19 protein-coding genes are annotated in these 21,575 nt (G+C 71.2%); 8 read left to right on the forward strand and 11 right to left on the reverse strand.

The genetic code is table 11. The features are described from left to right. Window positions 1–76 precede the first annotated feature (76 nt). From ACH4FH_RS04520 to ACH4FH_RS04530, 3 genes are all read right to left on the reverse strand, one after another. Window positions 77–1,120, reverse strand: coding sequence for a phosphotransferase (locus tag ACH4FH_RS04520; RefSeq protein WP_398554235.1), 1,044 nt, complete (start codon window positions 1,118–1,120; stop codon window positions 77–79). 52 nt (window positions 1,121–1,172) lie between these two features. After that, window positions 1,173–1,589 carry a pyridoxamine 5'-phosphate oxidase family protein gene (locus ACH4FH_RS04525; RefSeq protein WP_398554236.1) on the reverse strand — a complete coding sequence of 139 codons (417 nt, stop codon included), beginning with the start codon at window positions 1,587–1,589 and terminating at the stop codon, window positions 1,173–1,175. A 148-nt stretch (window positions 1,590–1,737) separates the two neighbouring features. Then, entirely contained in the window at window positions 1,738–2,397 is a 660-nt protein-coding gene (locus ACH4FH_RS04530) for a response regulator (RefSeq protein WP_398554237.1), read from the reverse strand. A 328-nt stretch (window positions 2,398–2,725) separates the two neighbouring features. Between ACH4FH_RS04530 and pdhA the strand changes: the two genes are divergently transcribed. Genes pdhA through ACH4FH_RS04545 form a run of 3 tightly spaced genes read left to right on the forward strand, consistent with a single transcriptional unit; the run spans window position 2,726 to window position 6,428 of the window. Further along, window positions 2,726–3,952: a pyruvate dehydrogenase (acetyl-transferring) E1 component subunit alpha gene (gene pdhA / locus ACH4FH_RS04535; protein WP_398554238.1), complete on the forward strand. Its 1,227-nt coding sequence runs from the start codon at window positions 2,726–2,728 to the stop codon at window positions 3,950–3,952. Window positions 3,953–3,954: 2 nt separating this feature from the next. Beyond that, window positions 3,955–4,938 (forward strand): alpha-ketoacid dehydrogenase subunit beta, encoded by a 984-nt coding sequence (locus ACH4FH_RS04540; RefSeq protein WP_398554239.1) that lies wholly within the window; start codon window positions 3,955–3,957, stop codon window positions 4,936–4,938. Window positions 4,939–4,961: 23 nt separating this feature from the next. Then, window positions 4,962–6,428, forward strand: coding sequence for a dihydrolipoamide acetyltransferase family protein (locus ACH4FH_RS04545; protein WP_398554240.1), 1,467 nt, complete (start codon window positions 4,962–4,964; stop codon window positions 6,426–6,428). Window positions 6,429–6,582: 154 nt separating this feature from the next. On the opposite strand, the gene ACH4FH_RS04550 is transcribed toward ACH4FH_RS04545, so the two are convergent. Continuing rightward, window positions 6,583–6,759 carry a hypothetical protein gene (locus tag ACH4FH_RS04550; protein ID WP_398554241.1) on the reverse strand — a complete coding sequence of 59 codons (177 nt, stop codon included), beginning with the start codon at window positions 6,757–6,759 and terminating at the stop codon, window positions 6,583–6,585. 362 nt (window positions 6,760–7,121) lie between these two features. On the opposite strand from ACH4FH_RS04550, the gene ACH4FH_RS04555 reads away from it, so the two are divergent. Both ACH4FH_RS04555 and ACH4FH_RS04560 read left to right on the forward strand, forming a co-directional pair. Beyond that, the gene (locus ACH4FH_RS04555) at window positions 7,122–7,829 is read left to right on the forward strand and encodes a GntR family transcriptional regulator (RefSeq protein ID WP_398554242.1); all 708 of its coding nucleotides are present in this window, start codon (window positions 7,122–7,124) and stop codon (window positions 7,827–7,829) included. Beyond that, entirely contained in the window at window positions 7,826–9,154 is a 1,329-nt protein-coding gene (locus ACH4FH_RS04560; protein WP_398554243.1) for a nitrate/nitrite transporter, read from the forward strand. The genes ACH4FH_RS04555 and ACH4FH_RS04560 overlap by 4 nt, the downstream gene beginning before the upstream one ends. 225 nt (window positions 9,155–9,379) lie before the next feature. On the opposite strand, the gene ACH4FH_RS04565 is transcribed toward ACH4FH_RS04560, so the two are convergent. Next, window positions 9,380–10,204 (reverse strand): maleylpyruvate isomerase family mycothiol-dependent enzyme, encoded by an 825-nt coding sequence (locus tag ACH4FH_RS04565; RefSeq protein WP_398554244.1) that lies wholly within the window; start codon window positions 10,202–10,204, stop codon window positions 9,380–9,382. Between the two features lie 144 nt (window positions 10,205–10,348). Between ACH4FH_RS04565 and ACH4FH_RS04570 the strand changes: the two genes are divergently transcribed. Further along, the gene (locus ACH4FH_RS04570; RefSeq protein ID WP_398554245.1) at window positions 10,349–11,137 is read left to right on the forward strand and encodes a carbon-nitrogen family hydrolase; all 789 of its coding nucleotides are present in this window, start codon (window positions 10,349–10,351) and stop codon (window positions 11,135–11,137) included. 117 nt (window positions 11,138–11,254) lie between these two features. Here ACH4FH_RS04570 and ACH4FH_RS04575 read toward each other — a convergent pair whose 3' ends face one another. Further along, window positions 11,255–11,749, reverse strand: a complete 495-nt coding sequence (locus tag ACH4FH_RS04575; RefSeq protein WP_398554246.1) for an LURP-one-related/scramblase family protein — start codon at window positions 11,747–11,749, stop codon at window positions 11,255–11,257. A gap of 64 nt (window positions 11,750–11,813) precedes the next feature. On the opposite strand from ACH4FH_RS04575, the gene ACH4FH_RS04580 reads away from it, so the two are divergent. Then, the gene (locus ACH4FH_RS04580) at window positions 11,814–13,622 is read left to right on the forward strand and encodes an NHL domain-containing thioredoxin family protein (protein ID WP_398554247.1); all 1,809 of its coding nucleotides are present in this window, start codon (window positions 11,814–11,816) and stop codon (window positions 13,620–13,622) included. Window positions 13,623–13,656: 34 nt separating this feature from the next. Here ACH4FH_RS04580 and ACH4FH_RS04585 read toward each other — a convergent pair whose 3' ends face one another. From ACH4FH_RS04585 to ACH4FH_RS04605, 5 genes are all read right to left on the reverse strand, one after another. Then, window positions 13,657–14,295 carry a DUF4232 domain-containing protein gene (locus ACH4FH_RS04585; RefSeq protein WP_398554248.1) on the reverse strand — a complete coding sequence of 213 codons (639 nt, stop codon included), beginning with the start codon at window positions 14,293–14,295 and terminating at the stop codon, window positions 13,657–13,659. Window positions 14,296–14,428: 133 nt separating this feature from the next. Further along, a complete protein-coding gene (locus ACH4FH_RS04590) occupies window positions 14,429–15,217 on the reverse strand; it encodes a DUF4232 domain-containing protein (protein ID WP_398554249.1) in 789 nt (262 codons plus the stop codon). Between the two features lie 199 nt (window positions 15,218–15,416). After that, window positions 15,417–17,366 carry a BTAD domain-containing putative transcriptional regulator gene (locus tag ACH4FH_RS04595; RefSeq protein ID WP_398554250.1) on the reverse strand — a complete coding sequence of 650 codons (1,950 nt, stop codon included), beginning with the start codon at window positions 17,364–17,366 and terminating at the stop codon, window positions 15,417–15,419. Window position 17,367: 1 nt separating this feature from the next. Then, window positions 17,368–18,660 (reverse strand): M18 family aminopeptidase, encoded by a 1,293-nt coding sequence (locus tag ACH4FH_RS04600; RefSeq protein ID WP_398554251.1) that lies wholly within the window; start codon window positions 18,658–18,660, stop codon window positions 17,368–17,370. 350 nt (window positions 18,661–19,010) lie between these two features. Next, window positions 19,011–20,837 carry an acyl-CoA dehydrogenase gene (locus ACH4FH_RS04605; RefSeq protein ID WP_398554252.1) on the reverse strand — a complete coding sequence of 609 codons (1,827 nt, stop codon included), beginning with the start codon at window positions 20,835–20,837 and terminating at the stop codon, window positions 19,011–19,013. Window positions 20,838–21,071: 234 nt separating this feature from the next. On the opposite strand from ACH4FH_RS04605, the gene ACH4FH_RS04610 reads away from it, so the two are divergent. Beyond that, on the forward strand, window positions 21,072–21,545 hold the full coding sequence (locus ACH4FH_RS04610) for an SseB family protein (protein ID WP_398554253.1): 474 nt from the start codon (window positions 21,072–21,074) through the stop codon (window positions 21,543–21,545). Window positions 21,546–21,575 lie beyond the last annotated feature (30 nt).

Genomic DNA, 21,575 nt, shown 5'->3' on the forward strand with positions numbered 1-21,575 from the left:
ATGGCGGGCCGGGCTCCGGATCATCGGAGCCCGGCCCGTTTTCCGTTCGACGGCCGCCGGCTCGGCCGACGCCGGTTCAGCCGGTGAAGGCGTCCTGGACCCGTGCGTATTCGCGGGTCCACCACACCGCCAGCGCGGCCGCGGCCGGGAACTGCGGATCGGTGCGACGGTCGCCCAGGCGGTATCGCCAGGTGAGCATCCAGAAGTCGTTCAGCCGCTCCCACCAGACCCGGTGCACGGCGGCGGCGAGTTCGTTCGGCCCTGCCCCGCAGGCGCTGCGGTAGGCGCCCGCGTACGCCGCGACCTTGGCCAGGTCGAGAGTGCCGCAGGGGCGGACGAAGAAGATCGCGGCGGCGCGTACCGCCTCCTCGGCGCGCGGCTGGACGCCGAGCCTGTCCCAGTCGACGATGGCGGCCGGCTCCCCGCCGCGGTAGAGCACGTTCAGCGGGTGGAAGTCGCCGTGCACCCAGCCCGCAGCGGGCTCCGCACCGGGCGCGGGGCGCCGGTGGGCCTGTCGCTCCAGCAGCGCTCTGCGCTCAAGCAGCCGGTGCTCCGCCAGCTCGTCGAAGCTGGTGCGCGGGCGGGCGAGACGGGCCAGTGCCAGCAGTTCGTCGATCATCTCGAAGGTTCGCGCGGGGTCGGCCGCGGCCTCCGCGTACGGCGGGCGGGGCGGGTGCGGGGCGTCCGCCATCACCTGTTCCAGGGCGGTGTGCACCAGGCCGAGCAGCGCGCCGAGCCTGCGGGACCGGTCGCCGGTGAGCGCGGCGCCGCCGAGATGCCCGCCTTCGATCCAGGGATGCAAGGCGTAGCAGCGGCCGTCCAGCACGGTGACGGTTCGGCCGTCCTCGTCGGCGACCGGCGGCGCGACCGGCAGGCCGAGGGCGGCGAGCCTGCGGGTGGCCCGGTGCTGGCGGGTGAGAGCGCCGAGGTCGCCGTCGAGGTGGTGCTTGAGGAAGTAGCGCCCGTGGGTGGTGGCGAGGAAGTAGCCGTGGTTGAGCAGGCCCTCGGCGACGGGTTCGCACGACAGCGGCTCTTGGGCGCCGGGGTAGCGGCGCAGCAGGGATCCGAGGGTGTGCCCGTCGGGCGTGGCCGCCGTCCGGGCTACAGATGAGCGCAGCACGCGCCAGATGTTAGATCACGTACATGCCGCGAAGCGGGCTTACCGGAAGGCGTTACGCAGAGTGCGCATATCGGGAGGAGGGCCCGTCCGAGAGGCGGTGCACCGTCACGAACTGCGGCGCGAGGCGCAGGAACACCGGATCGTAGGGCTCGCCGTCCGCCAGCAGCGGGGGGTGCCCGAAGAGGGCGCGCTCGCCCGTGCCGGGATCGTGCACGCGGGCGGTGCCGGTGACCTGTACGGACCAGGTGTCGCACGCGTCGCTGTGGGCGTTGTCGGCCTGGTAGGCGACCACGCTGCCGTCCAGCGCCTGGTGGTAGTCGTGGCCGCGGTGCAGCCGCAGGGTCAGCCGCCCGTCGAGGACGAGATGCCGGGTGACGGCGGTGAAGGGCAGCGCCCGCCGGCTCGCCGAGACCCGCCCGTAGGCGGTCCGGCCGAGCAGTTCGATGGCGTACTTGTCGTCGGTGGGCATCTCCTCAGACTGCACGGGCGGCCGGACCGGCAGTAGGGACAGCAGCCCCGAGAAGTCGGGACCTTGGTCCCGAATACCCGTGGCGCCGTGCATTCGCGTCGCCGAAAAAAATCATCAGGAGCGCGGCCGGCACCTCTTCGGTGCCTGGTCAGCGCCTTTCCGCCTGCATTCGCGCGACATACGCGGCGGCCTGCGAACGGCGTTCCATACCGAGCTTGGCGAGCAGGGCGGAGACGTAATTCTTGATTGTTTTCTCGGCGAGATGGAGTCGTTCGCCGATGGCCCGGTTGGTCAGTCCCTCGCCGATCAGATCGAGGATCCTGCGCTCCTGGTCGGTGAGGTTCGCGAGGGGGTCGTCGCCCTTGGGGCCGTCGCCGTCGCGCAGCCTTTCCAGCACCCGGGCGGTCGCCACCGGGTCCAGCAGAGACTTCCCGGCGGCGACGTCGCGGATCGCGGAGAGCAGCTCGTTACCCCGAATGGCCTTGAGGACATACCCGGACGCACCGGCCATGATCGCATCGAAGAGGGCCTCGTCATCCGCGTACGAAGTGAGCATCAGGCATTTGATCTCTTCGTCCTGTGAACGGATCTCCCGGCAGACCTCCACGCCGCTGCCGTCCGGGAGGCGGACGTCGAGCACGGCGACGTCCGGACGGGTCGCAGGGATCCTGACCAGGGCATCTGCGGCGGTGCCTGCCTCTCCGACCACCTCGATGTCCGCTTCCGCGGACAGCATTTCGTGGAGGCCGCGCCGGACGACTTCGTGGTCATCGAGTAGGAATACCGTGATTTTTCCGTCTTCGCGCACGGCCTCAGTCTCACACACCAACCCTTCCCGTGCTCCAGGTCACCGATATAACGTGCCGTTGTCCCGGCGGCCTGCAACGCTGTGACCAGGAGTTGTTCCCAGCCCTCGCGATTTACTTGGAAATCCAAGCAAAATCGCAGGTCAGCGCCGTTTCCACTTAGGCTTTGACAATGGGTAACGTGCAATGAGCAGGCCACTGCCCGGGACGCTTTGTTCCACCCGGATCCGGCCGCGTTCGCACACACCCCGTGCGCCGTATCGGATACCGGGTGAGCCGCAATACGGCCACCGGCGGACCCCGGGGGCCGGACAGACGGAGGAGCAGCACGTGACCGTGGAAGGCACTGCCCAGCGGAAAACCACCCGCGCCGGCAGCAAGCGCACCACCGCCAAAAAGGCGTCGCCGGCCAAGAAGGCCGCGACCGCCAAGGGCGCGGAAACCGGCCCTGCGGACCGGCGTGACCAGGCGGAGCAGGATCAGCTCGTACAACTGCTGACCCCGGAGGGTAAGCGGGTCGAGCACCCCGATTACGCGATCGACCTTTCCCCCGAAGAACTGCGCGGCCTCTACCGCGACATGGTGCTGACGAGGAAATTCGACGCCGAGGCGACGACTCTCCAGCGCCAGGGCGAGCTGGGCCTGTGGGCCTCGCTGCTGGGCCAGGAAGCAGCTCAGATCGGCTCCGGCCGCGCGCTGCACGATGACGACTACGTCTTCCCGACCTACCGCGAGCACGGCGTGGCCTGGTGCCGTGGCGTCGACCCGACGAACCTGCTGGGCATGTTCCGCGGGGTCAACCACGGTGGCTGGGACCCCAACAGCAACAACTTCCACCTCTACACCATCGTCATCGGCTCGCAGACCCTGCACGCGACCGGCTACGCCATGGGCGTGCAGAAGGACGGCGCGGACTCCGCGGTCATCGCGTACTTCGGTGACGGCGCCTCCAGCCAGGGCGATGTCGCCGAGTCCTTCACCTTCTCCGCGGTCTACAACGCCCCGGTCGTCTTCTTCTGCCAGAACAACCAGTGGGCGATCTCCGAGCCCACCGAGCGGCAGACCCGCGTCCCGCTCTACCAGCGCGCCCGTGGCTACGGCTTCCCGGGCGTTCGGGTCGACGGCAACGACGTGCTGGCCTGTCTGGCGGTGACCAAGGCGGCGCTGGAGCGCGCCCGCACCGGCCAGGGCCCGACGCTGGTCGAGGCGTTCACGTACCGCATGGGCGCGCACACCACCTCCGACGACCCGACGAAGTACCGGGCCGACGAGGAGACGCTCGCCTGGGAGGCCAAGGACCCGATCCTGCGGCTGCGGACGTATCTGGAGGCGGAGGGCCTGGTCGACGACGCCTACCTCGCCTCGATCGACGAGGAGAGCGAGGCCCTGGGCAAGCGGGTCCGCGACGTCGTACGGGCGATGCCCGACCCGGACACCATGGCGATCTTCGAGAACGTCTATGCCGACGGGCACGCGCTCGTCGATGAGGAGCGCGCGCAGTTCGCCGCGTACCAGGCGTCCTTCGCCGACGCCGATGCCGCCGCGGAGGGGAACTGACCATGGCAGTCTTCGAGAAGATCACCATCGCCAAGGCGATCAACGAATCGCTGCGGACCTCCATGGCGGCCGACAGCAAGGTCCTCGTCATGGGCGAGGACGTCGGCAAGCTCGGCGGCGTCTTCCGCGTCACGGACGGGCTGCAGAAGGACTTCGGCGAGGACCGGGTGATCGACACCCCGCTCGCCGAGTCCGGCATCGTCGGCACCGCGATCGGCATGGCCCTGCGCGGCTACCGCCCCGTCGTGGAGATCCAGTTCGACGGCTTCGTCTTCCCCGCCTACGACCAGATCGTCACCCAGCTCGCGAAGATGCACGCGCGGGCGCTGGGCAAGGTCAAGGTGCCCGTCGTCATCCGCATCCCCTACGCGGGCGGTATCGGCGCCGTCGAGCACCACTCGGAGTCCCCCGAGGCGCTGTTCGCGCATGTCGCGGGCCTCAAGTGCGTCTCCCCCTCGAACTCCTCGGACGCCTACTGGATGCTCCAGCAGGCCATCGCCGGCGACGACCCGGTCATCTACTTCGAGCCCAAGCGCCGCTACCACGACAAGTCGCGGCTGGACACCGAGGCGATCCCCGACCCGCTGCACGCGGCACGTGTCGCGCAGGCCGGGTCGGACCTCACCCTGGCCGCCTACGGTCCGATGGTGAAGGTCTGTCTCGATGTCGCCAAGGTCGCGGCGGAGGAGGGCAAGTCGGTCGAGGTCGTGGACCTGCGCTCGCTCTCCCCGATCGACTTCGACACCGTCCAGGCGTCGGTCGAGAAGACCGGCCGGCTGGTCATGGTCCACGAAGCCCCGGTCTTCCTCGGGACGGGCGCGGAGATCGCCGCCCGGATCACGGAGCGATGCTTCTACCACCTGGAAGCCCCGGTCCTGCGGGTCGGCGGGTTCCACGCTCCGTATCCGCCGTCCCGGTTGGAGGACGAGTACCTTCCGGGACTGGACCGGGTGCTCGACGCCGTTGACCGCGCGTTGGCGTACTGAAGGGCTTGAGGAGAGTCGTGACCATGACCGCAACTGATCAGCGCTTCCGTGAGTTCAAGATGCCCGACGTGGGCGAGGGGCTCACCGAGGCGGAGATCCTCAAGTGGTACGTCCAGCCGGGCGACACCGTCACCGACGGCCAGGTCGTCTGCGAGGTCGAGACCGCCAAGGCCGCCGTCGAGCTGCCCATCCCCTTCGACGGGGTGGTGCACGAGCTGAACTTCGGCGAGGGCGTCACCGTCGACGTCGGCACCGTCATCATCTCGGTGGACACCGACCCGGGTGCCGGGCCCGCCGAGGCACCGGCGCAGGCCCAGCAGGCGGCCGCCCCGCCGGTCGCCGAGGCCGCCGCGGACGAGGCGGAGCCGCAGGGCAGGCAGGCGGTACTCGTCGGCTACGGCGCCGCGCCGTCCTCGACCAAGCGCCGGGCCCGCAAGCCGCAGGCGGGGGTGCCGGCGCAGTCGGAGCCCGTGACCGCCGGGCTTCAGGCGGAGCTGAACGGGCGGGCGGCACCCGCCCCGGTGGCACCCGCCCCGGCCCCGGCAGCGCCCCAGGCGCCCGCCGTGCCCGCCGGCCGGCCGTTGGCCAAGCCGCCGGTGCGCAAGCTCGCCAAGGACCTCGGCATCGATCTGACCGCCGTGATCCCGACCGGGCCCGAGGGGATCATCACCCGCGAGGACGTGCACGCGGCCGCCGCCCCGGCGCCGGCTCCTTCGGCGGCCACGCCGTCCGCCGCCGAGGCGCCCGCACCGGACACCGCCGCCATTGTCGGCACTGTCGACGTGGCCGCCCGCGAGCGCCGGGTGCCGGTCAAGGGTGTCCGTAAGGCCACCGCGCAGGCCATGGTGGCCAGTGCCTTCACCGCGCCGCACGTCACGGAGTTCATCACCGTCGATGTGACCCGCACGATGAAGCTCGTCCAGGAACTCAAGCAGGACCCGGACATGGCCGGGCTGCGGGTCAACCCGCTGCTGCTCGTCGCCAAGGCGTTCCTCGTCGCCATCAAGCGGCACCCGGAGGTCAACGCCTCCTGGGACGAGGCCAACCAGGAGATCGTCCACAAGGACTACGTCAACCTCGGGATCGCGGCGGCCACCCCGCGCGGGCTGATCGTCCCGAACATCAAGGACGCGGGCGTCAAGACGCTCCCCCAGCTCGCCGAGGAACTGGGCGAGCTGGTGGCGACGGCTCGCGAGGGCAAGACCTCTCCGGCGGCGATGGCCGGCGGCACGGTGACGATCACCAACGTCGGTGTCTTCGGCGTCGACACCGGCACGCCGATCCTCAACCCGGGGGAGTCGGCGATCCTCGCCTTCGGCGCGGTCAAGCTCCAGCCCTGGGTGCACAAGGGCAAGGTGAAGGCACGTCAGGTGACCACTCTGGCTCTGTCCTTCGACCACCGTCTGATCGACGGCGAACTGGGATCCAAGCTCCTCGCCGACATCGCGGCGGTGCTGGAACACCCCAAGCGGCTGATCACCTGGGGCTGATGAGGCCCCCGGGATGAGCCGCCCGCGTAATGGTGGCCCGCTTGCCGTGTGCAGGCGGGCCACCGGCGCGTTCGAGCGCGGAACCGGCGCGTGACCGGCGCGTGGCGGTCCGGCGCGCGGTGTGCGGTGCGCGCAACCACCGTCGTGGGGCCGCTCAGCCCCGGATGAGTTCCACCGCGCGGCTGAAGTGCGCCACCGGGCCGGTCGGGCCGGTCCGTTCGGTGGGCGCGGCGCCGCGCGCGACGGCGGCGCCCGCCCACAGCGCCGCGACGATCAGAGCCACCACCACGGTGTTCCGGGTGCGGCGGCCTGCGGTCGTCCTGGGCTGCATGCTCAACTCCCCTTGGGTGACGAAGCCTTTCCGGCTTCCTGTCTCCATTCAGCCACGGGATCCGGGCCGTTCCGTACGCGTCAGGTACGGACTCGCATCAGACTTGAGTCTGACCCGTCCTCCCCCTTGCGGCAGAGGCGACCCTCGGGGCGGGCGCCGATCGGTGGGTTCTTCCTGGCGGCGGAGGGACACGGCGGCGGCATCGGGCAGGGACGAGCGGGCACCGTCGAGGCACAGTAGCCGGGTGCTTGGGCGGGCCGATGCGGAGCCGGGTACCCGGCTCCGCGCCGGTCCGCGGCCCCGACTGTCCGTATCGCGGAATGCTCCGCCGTACGCATACCTGTTGTATCTATCCTGTGCGCATGTCCTCAGCCCCGACCCGCACCGCCGCCAGGGAATCCGCCACCGCCGACCGGCCCGCCAAGCAGGCCACCAAAGCGCCACCCGCCGCCGAGCGGGTCTACGCGCACATCAAGGACGCCGTCCTGGAGCGGCGCTACGAGGGCGGCATGCTGCTCACCGAGGGTGAGCTGGCCGAGGCCGTGGGCGTCTCGCGCACGCCGGTGCGCGAGGCCCTGCTGCGGCTGGAGGTCGAGGGGCTGATCAAGCTCTACCCGAAGAAGGGCGCACTGGTGCTGCCGGTCTCCGCGCAGGAGATCGCCGATGTCGTCGAGACCCGGCTGCTGGTGGAGAAGCACGCGGCGGCCAAGGCGGTGCCCGCGGGCGAGGCGCTGATCAGCGAGCTGACCGAGCTGCTGGAGACGATGCGGCAGCAGGTCGAGTCCGGCGATCTGGCCGCCGTGTCCGTCACCGACCGCGCCTTCCACGCGGCCATCGTGCGCAACGCCGGCAACCAGATCCTGGACCGGCTCTACGAGCAGCTACGGGACCGGCAGCTGCGGATGGGGGTCGCCGTGATGCACGCGCACCCCGACCGGATCGCCAAGAACCTCGCCGAGCACGCGGAGATCCTCGACGCGCTGCGGGCCGGTGACCCGGACGCCGCGACCGACGCCGTACACCGGCACGTCAGCTGGGTCCGCAACCTGGCGCAGGGGGACGTGCGATGAGCGGCGGCACACCGGCAGGCGGCGCCTCGGCGCGCCTGCTGCCCTCGGACCCGCCCGGCGGCCGTACGGCCATGGCCGTCTGGGGCATCGGCGTCGCCGTCTACTTCGTCGCGATCACCTACCGTACGAGCCTCGGCGTGGCGGGGCTGGACGCGGCCGAGCGCTTCCACATCAACGCCTCGGCGCTGTCCACCTTCTCGATCCTGCAACTGCTCGTGTACGCGGGGATGCAGATACCCGTCGGCCTGATGGTCGACCGGCTCGGGCCCAAGAAGGTGCTGACCCTCGGGGTCGTGCTCTACACGCTCGGTCAGTTCGGCTTCGCGCTCTCCGAGTCGTACGCCATGGCGCTCGGCTCGCGGGCGTTGCTCGGCTGCGGTGACGCCATGACCTTCATCAGCGTGCTGCGGCTGGGCTCCCGGTGGTTCCCGGCGCGGCGCGGGCCGATGATCGCGCAGATCGCCGCGCTCGTCGGCATGGCGGGGAACCTGATCTCCACGCTGGTGCTCGCCCGGTTCCTCCACAGCTTCGGCTGGACCCCGACCTTCGCCGCCAGCGCGGTGGGCGGTCTCGTGGTCCTGGTGTTGCTGCTGCTCTTCCTCAAGGACCACCCCAAGGGCTTCGAACCGCCCCCGGCGTCCTCCGAGCACACCGGCGCCGCGTTCGTCCGGCGGCAGATCACGGAGGCATGGCGGGAGCCCGGTACCCGTCTCGGGATGTGGGTGCACTTCACCACCCAGTTCCCGGCAATGGTCTTCCTGTTGCTGTGGGGGCTGCCGTTCCTGGTCGAGGCGCAGGGCCTGTCCCGCGGCACCGCCGGGGAACTGCTCACCCTCGTGGTGCTGTCCAACATGGCCGTCGGCCTGATCTTCGGCCAGATCATCGCCCGCCACCACGCCGCCCGCCTGCCGCTGGCCCTCGGCACCGTCGGCACCACCGCGCTGATGTGGGTGATCACGCTGGCCTGGCCGACTGCGCACGCGCCCATGGGACTGCTGGTCACACTGTGCGTGGTGCTGGGCGCCTGCGGCCCCGCCTCGATGATCGGCTTCGACTTCGCCCGGCCCGCGAACACGCCGGAGCGGCAGGGCACCGCCTCCGGCATCGTCAACATGGGCGGATTCACCGCCTCGATGACGACCCTGTTGGCCGTGGGTGTGCTCCTCGACGCGACCGGCGACAACTACCGGATCGCCTTCCTGTCCATTTTCGTCCTGGAAGCGGTCGGCGTCTCGCAGATTCTGCGGCTGCGACGGCGGGCGGCACGGCGCGAGCGGGAGCGTCTGGTGGTCAGCCGGGTCGAGGCTGTGCACGTTCCTGTGTGACCGCTCCTGGCCCGGTCGGTGGGCCCCCGGCTGACGGGATCCACCGGGGCGCCCGGTGCGGCTGTCCGCGGTCCTCGGGGGGCGCCTCTGAGGGCGGCCAGGCTCAGCGGCAGGCCGTTGCCGGCGTTTCACGTGAAACCGGATCCACCCTGCCCTGAGCCTCGGGGCGCGCGCTCTCGCATGCTCATGTCGGCCGTGCGGGACCGCCCGCCCTGAGGCTCTCCGCTACGGCGTGACCGCGAAGTTGTCCAGGATCGCCGCGGCCAGCTGAGGGTCGCCGTCGATCTTGATCTGCTCGGCGACGGCCGCCGGGCGGGTCCGGCCGCAGGCCAGCCGGACAAAGGTCTCCCAGTCCAGCGCGAGCGTCACGGTCGGGCCGAGCGAGACGCTGCCGTCGACCGTGCCCTTGCCCTCGGCGTCGACCCGGACCGTCCGCATGAACTCCACCGGGCCGCTGACGTCGAAGACCACCGCCGAGTCCGCGGGCGCCTGGGCCCGCTTGGCGACGATGACGGGCAGCGCCTTCATCAGGAGATCGCGCGTCATATGCGCGCCGGGCGAGTCGAGGTTGCCGGGCTTGTCGAGCACCCGCCGCAGGTCCTGCTCATGCACCCAGACATCGAACGCCCGCTGCTGGAGCACGAACTCCAGCGTGCGCTCCTCGCCGAGCGGGCTGCGCGTCAAGGCGTCCGGTTCGCGGGACTCGTTGCGCAGCTGCCGGGAGCGGCGGATGACGGTGTACTCCAGCTCGCTGAGCATCTCCGGCGCGGTGTGGTGCCGCCGGACGTCGACCTGCACCTCCATGCGGCGGGCGAACTCGCTGCGCACGTGGTAGAGATCGCGCGGCAGGGTGTGGATCGGCCGGGGGTCGCCGAGCATCTCGCACTCCACGCCGATGACGTGCGAGACGACATCGCGGACGGACCACCCGGGGAGGTCTGTCGCCCAGCTCCATTCGCCTTCGACGAGCGGTGTCACCAGCTCGGCTATCGCTTCTATGGAGTGTGTCCAGGCATCGATGGCGGTTTGCAGGCTGGGATGGACGGTCACGGGACCCCTCGGACGGTTCGTACGCGGGCTGCTGTCTGTGCAGTTAAGTTACGCTGCGCACGGGCACCCCGGCAGTGCTTTCGGGTGACCATCGTAGGCTGATGTTTGACGGCGGACCGGCTCGAAAGCTTAGGCGGTGGTACTGTGCGCGCCTCGTTGATCCAGATCAGGGTGGACCCGGCGGAATCGGTCAATTCCCGGCGGACGCGGGTGGCTTCGCTCGTACGCGAGCAGAGCGCGGCGGACCTCGTGGTGCTCCCCGAACTGTGGCCGGTCGGTGCCTTCGCGTCCGATCTGTTCGCCGCGGAGGCCGAACCGCTCGACGGCCCGACACATGACGCGATGGCGTCGGCCGCGCGGGACGCCGGGGTCTGGCTGCACGCCGGATCCGTCATCGAGCGGGACGCGGACGGCACGCTGTACAACACCTCGCTGGTGTTCTCCCCCGACGGCCGGCTCGCCGCGACCTACCGCAAGATCCACCGCTTCGGCTTCGACCAGGGGGAGGCCACCCTGCTGGGCGCCGGCGACCGGACCGTGACGGTCGGCCTGCCGGAGACCACGCTGGGCCTGGGCACCTGCTACGACCTCCGGTTCCCCGAGCTGTTCCGGCAGCTGGTGTCGGACGGCGCGCAGCTGCTGGTGGTCCCGGCCGGCTGGCCGGCCCGGCGCCGTGCGCACTGGTCGCTGCTGGCGCGTGCCCGCGCCGTGGAGAACCAGTCCTATGTGCTGGCGTGCGGCACCGCGGGCACGCACGCCGGTGTCGAGCAGGCCGGCTACAGCGTCGTCGTGGACCCGTGGGGCGAGGTGCTCGCGGAGGCCGGCCCGGACGAAGAGGTGCTGACCGTGGACCTCGACCCGGCCAAGGTGGCCAAGACCCGGGCGGACTTCCCGGTGCTGCGCGACCGCGTCCTCGGCCTCGACCGGCCGTAGTCGCGGCGTCGGCCGGCTGCGCCCCTGGCTCGACCGGCCGTGACCGCGCCCTCGGCCACGAGAATGCGTCGGGCCCGCCTTGGTGGGGCGGCCGTCCCCTCGCCCGCCGGCCGGATGTCAGTCCTCTCCGTGCTCCCGCTCCGCCAGCCGGATCACACACACCGCGACCGCGATCAGCAGCGGCGGCTCGGCGTCCTCATGGACGATGTTGACCGCGTAGGTGTCGCGCACCGTCAGCCAGCGCCGCGAGATCTCGGCGAGCAGCTCGCCGTCGTACTCGATCGCGAACTCCCGGTCCAGGATCTTGCCGCTGACGTCCAGCTCGGTGCCGTCCACCAGCTCCACGCGGTAGTGGTTGCGCAGCAGTGACAGCCGCTTGCGCTTGACGGTGGCGAGCGGCCTGTCGTCCCGCTCGATGGTCATCGCGTCCCGAAGGCTGAGCACCTTCTTGCGGATCGTGATCAGCACCCGCCCCTCGAGGTCCTTCAGCTCGAAGGTCTCCCGCAGCCGCAGCGCCTTGCCGTCCACGAGGAAGGCACGCCGCCCGTGGTCGTCCTCGATCCAGTAGTCGTCACCGATGCCGAAGATCCGGTCGCGTACGAGGAATTTCATGGGTGAGGTGTTCCCCGGGGCCCCTGCGGAATGCGCACGCGGCGGGGTGACGTTGAATGTGCACATGGCTTCACGTGCGCGCGTCCGGGCCCCCGAGCTGATCGGCAAGGGTGGCTGGCTGAACACCGGCAACAAGGATCTGACCCTCTCCGACCTGCGAGGACGCATTGTCATCCTCGATTTCTGGACCTTTTGCTGTGTGAACTGTCTGCATGTTCTCGACGAGCTGCGGGAGCTGGAGGAGCGGCACCGCGACACCGTCGTGATCGTCGGTGTGCACTCGCCGAAGTTCGTGCACGAAGCCGAGCACCAGGCCGTCGTCGACGCCGTCGAGCGCTACGGCGTCGAGCACCCCGTGCTGGACGACCCCGAGCTGGCCACCTGGAAGCAGTACGCGGTGCGGGCCTGGCCGACGCTCGTGGTCATCGACCCCGAGGGCTACGTCGTCGCCCAGCACGCGGGTGAGGGCCACGCCCACGCCATCGAGAGGCTCGTCGAGGAGCTGGAGGCCGAGCACGGCGCGAAGGGCACGCTGCGGCGCGGCGACGGCCCGTACGTCCCTCCGGAGCCGGTCGCCACGGACCTGCGCTTCCCCGGCAAGGCGGTGCGGCTGCCGGCCGGCACCTTCCTCGTCTCGGACACCACCCGCCACCAGCTCGTGGAGCTGGCACCGGACGGCGAGCGGGTGCTGCGCCGGATCGGCGGCGGCGAGCGGGGACTGGGCCCCGACGCCTTCAACGAGCCGCAGGGACTGGCCCTGCTTCCCGACGGCCGTGTCGCCGTCGCCGACACCGTCAACCACGCCCTGCGGGTCTTCGACCCCGAGAGCGGCACCTTGAAGACCGTGGCCGGCACCGGCAAGCAGTGGTGGCAGGGCTCGCCGACCTCGGGTCCGGCCCGCGAGGTGGACCTCTCCTCGCCCTGGGACCTCGCCTGGTGGCAGGACCGGCTGTGGATCGCGATGGCCGGTGTGCACCAGCTGTGGACGTACGACCCGGCCACCGAAACCGTGGAGGTCGCGGCCGGCACGACCAATGAGGGGCTGGTGGACGGCCCGGCCGCCGAGGCATGGTTCGCGCAGCCGTCCGGGCTCGCCGCGGCCGGCGACCGGCTCTGGGTCGCCGACTCGGAGACCAGTGCGCTGCGGTGGGTGGAGCGGGCGGAGAGCGGCGACGGCTTCGTCGTCCGGACGGCCGTCGGCACCGGCCTGTTCGACTTCGGCCACCGGGACGGCGCCGCGGGCCAGGCGCTGCTGCAGCACCCGCTGGGCGTGACCGCGCTGCCCGACGGGTCGGTCGCCGTCGCCGACACCTACAACCACGCGCTGCGCCGTTTCGACCCCGCGAGCGAGGAGGTGACGACGCTGGCGACGGATCTGCGCGAGCCCTCGGCCGCGGTCCTCGTGGACGGCGACATCGTGGTGGTGGAGTCGGCCCGGCACCGCCTGACCCGGCTGCGTCTGCCCGAGGAGGCCGTACGCGTCGAGTCGGTGGCGCACCGCACTCAGCGCGCGGCCACCGAGGTGGCCCCCGGCGCGCTGCGGCTCGATGTGGTCTTCCAGGCCCCGGCGGGCCAGAAGCTCGACACCCGCTACGGTCCCTCGACGCGGCTGCTGGTCAGCGCCACGCCGCCGGAGCTGCTCGCCGAGGGTTCGGGCGCAGGCAGCGACCTCGCGCGCGACCTGGTGCTCGCGGACGGTGTGACCGAGGGCGTGCTGCACGTCTCGGCGATGGCCGCGTCCTGTGACGACGATCCGGAGATCGAGTACCCGGCCTGCCATGTGCACCAACAGGACTGGGGCGTGCCGGTCCAGGTCGCCGACGGCGGGGTGGCCCGGCTGGGGCTCGTCCTCGCGGGGCTGGACGCCGAGTAGGACGGTGGACCGGCCGGACCCTGCGGCCGGCCGGTCAGTCCGAGTCGGACGCGATCTCGGCCCGGCTGATGCTGCTGTACCAGTTGGTGACCTTGGACTTGCCCACGGAGACCGGGTCGTTCTTCGGGAAGTCGATGCGGACCGGCCCGCGGCGGTGTGAGTCCAGGCTGATGCCCATGAACTCGACGTTCACCACGGTCTGCGCGGTGCCCTTGGTGGCGGCGGTGGCCGTCGGGATGCTCGCGTAGGCCTCACCGTGGGAGGGGACGGTGACCTTGTGGCCGAGCGCCGACGGGTTGCCCTCCAGGAACGGCAGCGGGGTCTTGGAGCTGCCGAAACGCAGCACCGGCGCGTTGTAGAGCTTGCACGGGCGGCTGGAATTGTTGCGGAAGCGCACCACGACGTGGGAAGGCGTGGCCTGCTCCTGGAACTCCACGCTGTAGGTGCCGGGGGTGCAGGTGAAAGCCCGCCGCGACGCCGCACCCGCGCCCGCGGCGGCGCCGCCGCCGCTACCGATGATCTTGCGCTTCTTGCTCTTGGACGTCGACGAGGAAGAGCTCTTCTTCGACTTCTTCGAGTGGCTGTTGCAGCCCGTCAGAGCGAGGGAGCCGGCCAGCCCGAGGGCCAGCGCGGCATACGCGGCGGAGCGGCGGCGGGAGCGGCGTGCGGTCATGGAGGTTCCCCCAGTGAGTCACTGCGATCAGCGAAGCGTGTCCGGCATGGCATGGCCACGATAGCGAGTGCTCTCCGATGCGCCAGGGCCGGTGCGTTCCCCCGCCGTGCGGGTGCCGGGCCGGGCCGGCGGATCACCAGGTGAGGGCGTCGGACATGTCCGTCTGCCAGTACGTCACCCACGCGCTGTCGTCGATGTACGCCGAGGCGCCGGGCAGCGCCACCCGCGCCGAGCCGCCGACGCTGCCCTTGCCGTCGCGGCCGGGGAGGCTGACGGTCAGTGAGGTCCTCTTGTGCCCGTTGGTGCCGGCGCCGTCGGCCGAGGAGGTCATGACGGCCGCGTAGCCGGTGGCGCCCGGGGTCAGGGTGACCACGGCCTGCGGCTTGCTGTCGGGGAGCTCGGCGAGCGGGGACTGCGCGTCGTCGAAGCGCAGGTACGGGGCGGCGTAGAGGTCACAGGTCGCGCCGGAGGTGTTGGTGGCCTCCAGCAGCAGATGGTTGACCGGCCGGTTCACCGGCTTCGCCACGATGCGGATCTTGGCAGCGTCGCAGGCCGCGTGCCGCGTGGTGCTCTTGCTGCCGCCGGTCGTGCCGGTGGCGGCGGTGTCCTTGCCGCCGGCGGAGGTCCCCTTCGCGCCGTCGGCCCCGGTCCGCCGCCCGCCCTTGCCGCCCGCCTCGGCGGGTGAGCCCGCGTCCTTGGCGGACGTGTCCGCCGCCTCCTGCGGCGCCGGGTCGAACGGTTTGGCGGTGCTCGTGTCGAGGCCCTCGCCCTGGCTGCCGCAGGCGGTGAGGGTGAGGGCCGCGACGGCGGTCAGTGCGGCCGCGGCGATCCGCAGCGTGCGGCTCCTGGCGGTGCGCCGGTCACGGGCGGTGTGGTCGGTGCCGTCCGTGGTGGTCGTGTGCGTGGCGTCGGTGCGCGGCATGTCCGGTCTCCCCGGTCGTTGGTGGCGTCCTGCGGATGCGTCCTGCGGCCCGTTCGGGACCCTGCCCGCCGTGCGACCGGCCCGTCCTGTGACCGGCCTGTCCTGCGGTCCGTCCACAAGATTGCCGCTCGCCGCTGCCGTGCGGCTGCCGTGCCGCTAACGCCCGCCTAACGCCTCCTCGCCCACGCCCTGTCGCAGGTCAGCCGCTCCGGTCGTCGCCGCTGCCCGGCTCCGCCTCGCCACGCTCGTCACGCGCGAACAGCTGGGTGAGCGTGCTGATCGTGTAGACGTCGGTGGCTTCTTCGTCGACCAGGTGCATTTCGGCGAGCCGGTCCAGGCCGTCCTGGGTGCGCTCGGGGTCGTAGCCGGCCAGGGCTGCCGCGACGGACGCGTTCAGATGCCCGTCGGCGCTCGTCGCCAGTGCGCTGAGCAGCCGTGCGTCGTCCGCCGACAGACGGGCGACGGACATCCGCAGCGCCGCCGCGATACCGGTGTCCTCCGCCGACAGCAGGGACAGCCGGCGCCGTTCGTCGCGCAGCGCCGCGGCCAGCCGGGCCAGCCGCCAGCGGGGCCGCGCGGTCAGCTGGGCTGCGGCGGCCCGCAGGGCGAGCGGCAGGCCGTCGCAGAGCGCGACCAGTTCCCGGGCGGCGGCGGGGTCCTCGGCGACCCGCTCCGGGCCGAGCATGGCGCCGAGCAGCGCCGCGCCTTCCTCGTGGCCGAGGACCTGAAGGCCGACCGGCCTGGCGCAGTCGGTGGCGACCAGGCCGTCCAGCCGGCTGCGGCTGGTGACGACGGTGGCGCAGTGCGGGCCGCCGGGCAGCAGCGGCCTGACCTGTGCCGAACTACGGGCGTTGTCGAGTACGACCAGCAGCCTGCGGTCGGCGACCAGGGACCTGAAGAGGGCCGAGGCGGCCTGCGCGGAGCCCGGCACCCGCTCCGGCGGCGTGCCCAGCGCGAGCAGGAAGTCCCGCAGGATCTCGGCGGGCGGCGCCTCGTCGCCCTCGCCGAACCCCCGCAGATCGGCGAAGAGCTGCCCGTCGGGGAAGTCCGCGGCGCGCAGATGCCCCCACTGCACGGCGCAGGCGGTCTTGCCGACACCGGCCGGTCCCGCGACCACCGCGAGCGGGCTCTCGCCCGTCGTGCGGTCCGTCAGGGCGTCGGTGAGCGCGGCGAGTTGGTCGTCCCGGCCCAGGAAGCGGGCGGGCGGCCTGGGCAGCAGCCGTGGCGCCGCGGCTCGCCCGGACGTCTCCCGTGCGCCGCCCTCGCCCGTCGTGGCTTTTGCGCCGTGCTTCCCGGCCGGACCGGTGCCTCCCTGTGCGGGCACCCGGCCCGCGGTGGCATCCGGGTCCGCCCCGGCGCGCCCGTGGCCGCGCGCGCCGGAACCGGCGGCGGCCCTGTGCCCGTCCGCCGCCTCCGCCCGCAGAATCTCCTCGTACGCGCCGCTCAGTCGCTCGCCGGGGTCGACGCCCAGTTCCTCGTTGAGCAGCCGGCGGGTGCGGTGGAACCACTCCAGCGCGTCGGACTGCCGCCCGGTGCGGTACAGCGCCCGCATCAGCGCGGCGATCAGACCTTCGCGCAGCGGGTGGCTGACCGCGGCGGAGTAGAGAATGGCGGCGGCCTGCTCGTGTTCGCCGAGCGCGCCGTGGGCCCGTGCCAGCGCTTCGACGGCCGTCAGCCTGCGCTCCTCCAGCGCGTGGGCGGCGGCCGCGAAGGGGGGACTGGTGACCGTCCCGGTCAGCGCGGGGCCGCGCCACAGCCCGAGCGCCTCGCGCAGCAGCGGTACGGCGTCGGCCGGCGCCGCCTCGGGCCGTGCCAGTGCGACCAGTTCACCGAACCGGTGGGCGTCGATCAGCTCCTCGGGCAGCCGCAGCAGGTAGGCCGAGCCGTGGGTGGTCAGCTCGATGCCGTAGGCGTCCGCGCCGCCCTCGGCGAGCGTGGCGCGCAGCCGCGAGACATGCCCCTGGACGACCGTCCTGGAATGCTCGGGCGGCTCGTCCTCCCACAGGGAGTCGATCAACTGCTCCAGTGGGACGGTGGTGTTGGGCTGCAACAGCAGCAGCGCCAGCACACTGCGCCGTTTGGCGGGCCCGAGCGCCAGCTCCTCGGAGCCGGTCGCGACGGCGATCGGGCCCAGCAGTGAGAATTCCAACTCAGCCCTCCAAGAAGGCCGTCAGGGCGTTCGCCAGCAGGTAGGGGTCCTCGGAGCCGCACAGCTCGCGTGCCGAGTGCATGGACAGGATCGCCACCCCGATGTCGACCGTGGCGATGCCGTGCCGGGCGGCGGTGATCGGGCCGATCGTCGTGCCGCACGGCATGGAGTTGTTGGACACGAAGGACTGCCACGGCACCCCTGCCCGCTCGCAGGCGTCGGCGAACACGGCCCGCCCGCTGCCGTCGGTGGCGTACCGCTGGTTGACGTTGACCTTCAGGATGGGGCCGCCATTGGGCATCGGGTGGTGCCCCGGCTCGTGCCGCTCGCCGTAGTTGGGGTGGACGGCGTGGCCGGTGTCGGACGACAGGCAGATGGTCCCGGCGAAGGCGCGGGCGCGGTCCTCGTAGGAGCCGCCGCGGGCGAAGACCGAGCGCTCCAGCACGGTGCCGAGCAGCGGGCCGTCGGCGCCGGTGTCGGACTGGCTGCCGTTCTCCTCGTGGTCGAAGGCGGCCAGCACCGGGATGGTGGTCAGCTCGCCCCCGGCGGCCGCGGCGGTCAGCGCGGCCGTGCCGGCGTGCACGGACAGCAGGTTGTCCATGCGCGGACCGGCGAGCAGCTCGCGGTCGCGTCCCAGATAGGCGGGCGCCTCGATGCTGTGCACCATCAGGTCCCAGCCGCGGACGTCTCCGGCCGGGACGCCGATCTCCTCCTCGACGAACGCGATCAGATCGCCCTCCGCGACCTCGCCCAGGCCCCAGATCGGCGTCATATGGCGCTGCTTGTCGAGCTTCAGCCCGTCGGCGTTGACCGACCGGTCGAGGTGGACGGCGAGTTGGGGCACGCGCATCAGCGCCCGGTCGACGTTCACCAGCCGGTTGCTGCCGTCGCGCAGCGTCACCCGGCCGCTGAGCCCGAGGTCGCGGTCGAGCCAGGTGTTGAGCAGGGTGCCGCCGTAGATCTCGACGGCGATCTGCCGCCAGCCGCGGTTACCGGTGTCCGGGATCGGCTTGACGCGCAGATTGGGCGAGTCGGTGTGCGCCCCCACGATGCGGTACGGGGTCGCGGCGGTCACGCCCTCGGGGACGTACCAGGCGATGAGGGCGCCGCCGCGCAGCACGTACTTGCCACCGCTCTCGCCGTCCCACGCGTCCGTCTCCGCCACCTGCCGGAAGCCGGCCTTCTCCAGCCGCGCCGCTGCGTTCGCCACCGCGTGGTAGGGCGATGGGCTGGCGGCGAGGAAGGACATCAGGTCGTCGGTGTGGCCGCGATCGAAGCGGGCGGAATGGCTCATGGATTCAGCATAAGGAGCCGGAGGGTGCTTTCCCCGCGCCCGAGGGGGGTGACTCCGCTCCCTTCCGGCCAGGATGGATGCATACCGCACCGGATGTGCCGACGGAGTGTGAAATTCCATTTCGCCTGGCGCGGGCGGATCCGCCGGGACGCGAGACCGGCCCCGGGGCATGACGGTGCCCGCCTCCCCGGGGGAAGGGAGGCGGGCACCGTCAGTCTTGCCACTGATTCTGAGAGACCTCTAAGAGCGTCCCGCGATCAGGAGCGTTCCGAGAGGCGCGGACCCGCTTCTCGGAACGCTCCGAACGATCGGAACTGGAACGACTGGAACGACTGGAACGACTGGAACGGCTAGAAGGCGGACTCGTCGAGGTCCATCAGGGACTGGTCGATGGACTCGGCCAGGCCGCGCTGGACGGAGACGCCCGGCAGGACGTTGTGGGCGAAGAACTTCGCCGCGGCGATCTTGCCGGTGTAGAAGGACTTGTCCTTCGTGGAGGCGCCGGCCAGCTTCTCGTGGGCCACCGCCGCGCCCTTGAGGAGGAGGTAGCCGATGACGACGTCGCCGGAGGCGAGCAGCAGGCGGGTGGTGTTCAGGCCCACCTTGTAGATGGACTTGACGTCCTTCTCGGTCGCCGCGAGGTCGGTCAGCATGGCGCCGACGATGGCCTCCAGGTCGGCGGCGGCCTTGGCCAGCTCGCCGCGGGCCTGCTCCAGCTCCGTACCGCCGACACCGTCCGCGAGGAACGTCTTGATCTCGTCGGACAGCACGGTCAGGGCCTGGCCCTGGTCCCGGACGATCTTCCGGAAGAAGAAGTCCTGGCCCTGGATCGCGGTGGTGCCCTCGTAGAGGGTGTCGATCTTGGAGTCCCGGATGTACTGCTCGATCGGGTACTCCTGGAGGTAGCCGGAGCCACCGAAGATCTGCAGCGACTGCGCCAGCTGCTCGTAGGACTTCTCCGAGCCGTAGCCCTTGACGATCGGCAGCAGCAGGTCGTTGAGGCGGTTCTCGGCCGAGGCGTCCTCGCCCGCGGACTCCTTGATGAGGATCTCGTCCTGCACCGTCGCGGTGTAGAGCACCAGGGCGCGCATGCCCTCGGTGTACGCCTTCTGCGTCATCAGCGAGCGGCGCACGTCGGGGTGGTGGGTGATGGTGACGCGCGGCGCGCTCTTGTCGGTGAAGGCAGCCAGGTCCGGGCCCTGCACGCGCTCCTTGGCGTACTCCAGGGCGTTGAGGTAGCCGGTCGACAGGGTCGCGATGGCCTTCGTGCCGACCATCATCCGGGCGAACTCGATGATCCGGAACATCTGCCGGATGCCGTCGTGCTTCTCGCCGATGAGCCAGCCCTTGGCGGGGTGGCGGTCGCCGAAGGTCATCTCGCAGGTGTTGGAGGCCTTCAGGCCCATCTTGTGCTCGACGTTGGTCGCGTAGGCGCCGTTACGGGCGCCCAGCTCGCCGGTCTCGAAGTCGAACTCGTACTTCGGGACGAGGAAGAGCGACAGGCCCTTGGTGCCGGGGCCGTGGCCCTCGGGGCGGGCGAGGACGTAGTGAAGGATGTTCTCCGACATGTCGTGCTCGCCGGAGGTGATGAAGCGCTTCACGCCCTCGATGTGCCAGGAGCCGTCCTCCTGCTTGACGGCCTTGGTGCGGCCGGCGCCGACGTCCGAGCCGGCGTCGGGCTCGGTCAGCACCATCGTGGAGCCCCAGGCCTTGTCCACGGCGACCTTGGCGATGTGCTTCTGCTGCTCGGTGCCCTCCTCGAAGAGCACGCCGGCGAAGGCCGGGCCGGAGGAGTACATCCACACGGCCGGGTTGGCGCCCAGGATCGTCTCGGCGAAGCCCCACAGTAGCGAGCGCGGCGCGGTGGTGCCGCCGATCTCCTCCGGGATGCCCAGCCGCCACCACTCGGCGTCCATGAACGCCTGGTAGCTCTTCTTGAACGTGTCCGGGACCGGTGCGGTGTTGGTCTCCGGGTCGAAGACCGGCGGGTTGCGGTCGGCGTCCGCGAAGGAGTCGGCCAGCTCGTTCTCGGACAGCCGGGCGATCTCGGAGAGCACGCTCTTGGCGGTGTCGACATCCATCTCCGCGAACGGCCCGGTGCCATAGACACTGTCGCGGCCGAGCACCTCGAAGAGGTTGAACTCGATGTCGCGGAGATTCGACTTGTAGTGGCCCATGGGTACGGCTCCGTAAAGGCTCGGGAGGGAGGGACCTCAAAACGCAATACCAGCAAGTAGCTACTCATGATGCTACCCACCAGTAATAAAGAAGCAACCCCTAACCGCCCATCTGTGACGAGCGTCCCTTGTGGGACGCGTGTGACGTCGGCCGTACGGGCCGGTCCCCGGGAGGAGTTGCCGGCTTCGGCGGGGGGTCGGTGCGGGCCGCGCCAACTCAGTACGCTGTGCGGCATGTACGGCTACGACCAGAACGCGGGTGCCGGGCAGCAGCAGTACGGTGCGCCGCCCCCGCCGCAGCAACCGCCCCCCGGGGGCTACGGCGAGCAGCCGCTGTATCCCGAGCCGTCCCCGCCCTCGCTCGCCGACGCGGTGCGCGCCTTCACCACCGGCTCGATGTCGGCCGAGGACTTCCAGGGCATCTTCTCGACGTCCAAGATCTACTGCCCGCGCGGGGAGAACCCCGGCTTCCTGGCGCTGCACAACACCCAGCAGCCGGTGATCCCGATGTTCACCTCGCTCAAGGAGCTGCGGCGGTACGCGGGCAAGGAGTCCAAGTACTTCGTGATCACCGGTGCCGAGGTGCTCGATCTGCTGCCGACCGGCTACGGCTTCGTCCTCGACATGGAGGGCGATCACCGGATGGTCTTCGACGCCAAGGCAGTGGAGCAGATGGTCGACTTCGCGATGCGGCGGATGTACGGCTGATCGCCCGTGCCCGGCGGTCGGAGGGCGGTC

This window comes from Streptomyces sp. NPDC017993, from assembly GCF_044328065.1.
Lineage (GTDB): Bacteria > Actinomycetota > Actinomycetes > Streptomycetales > Streptomycetaceae > Streptomyces.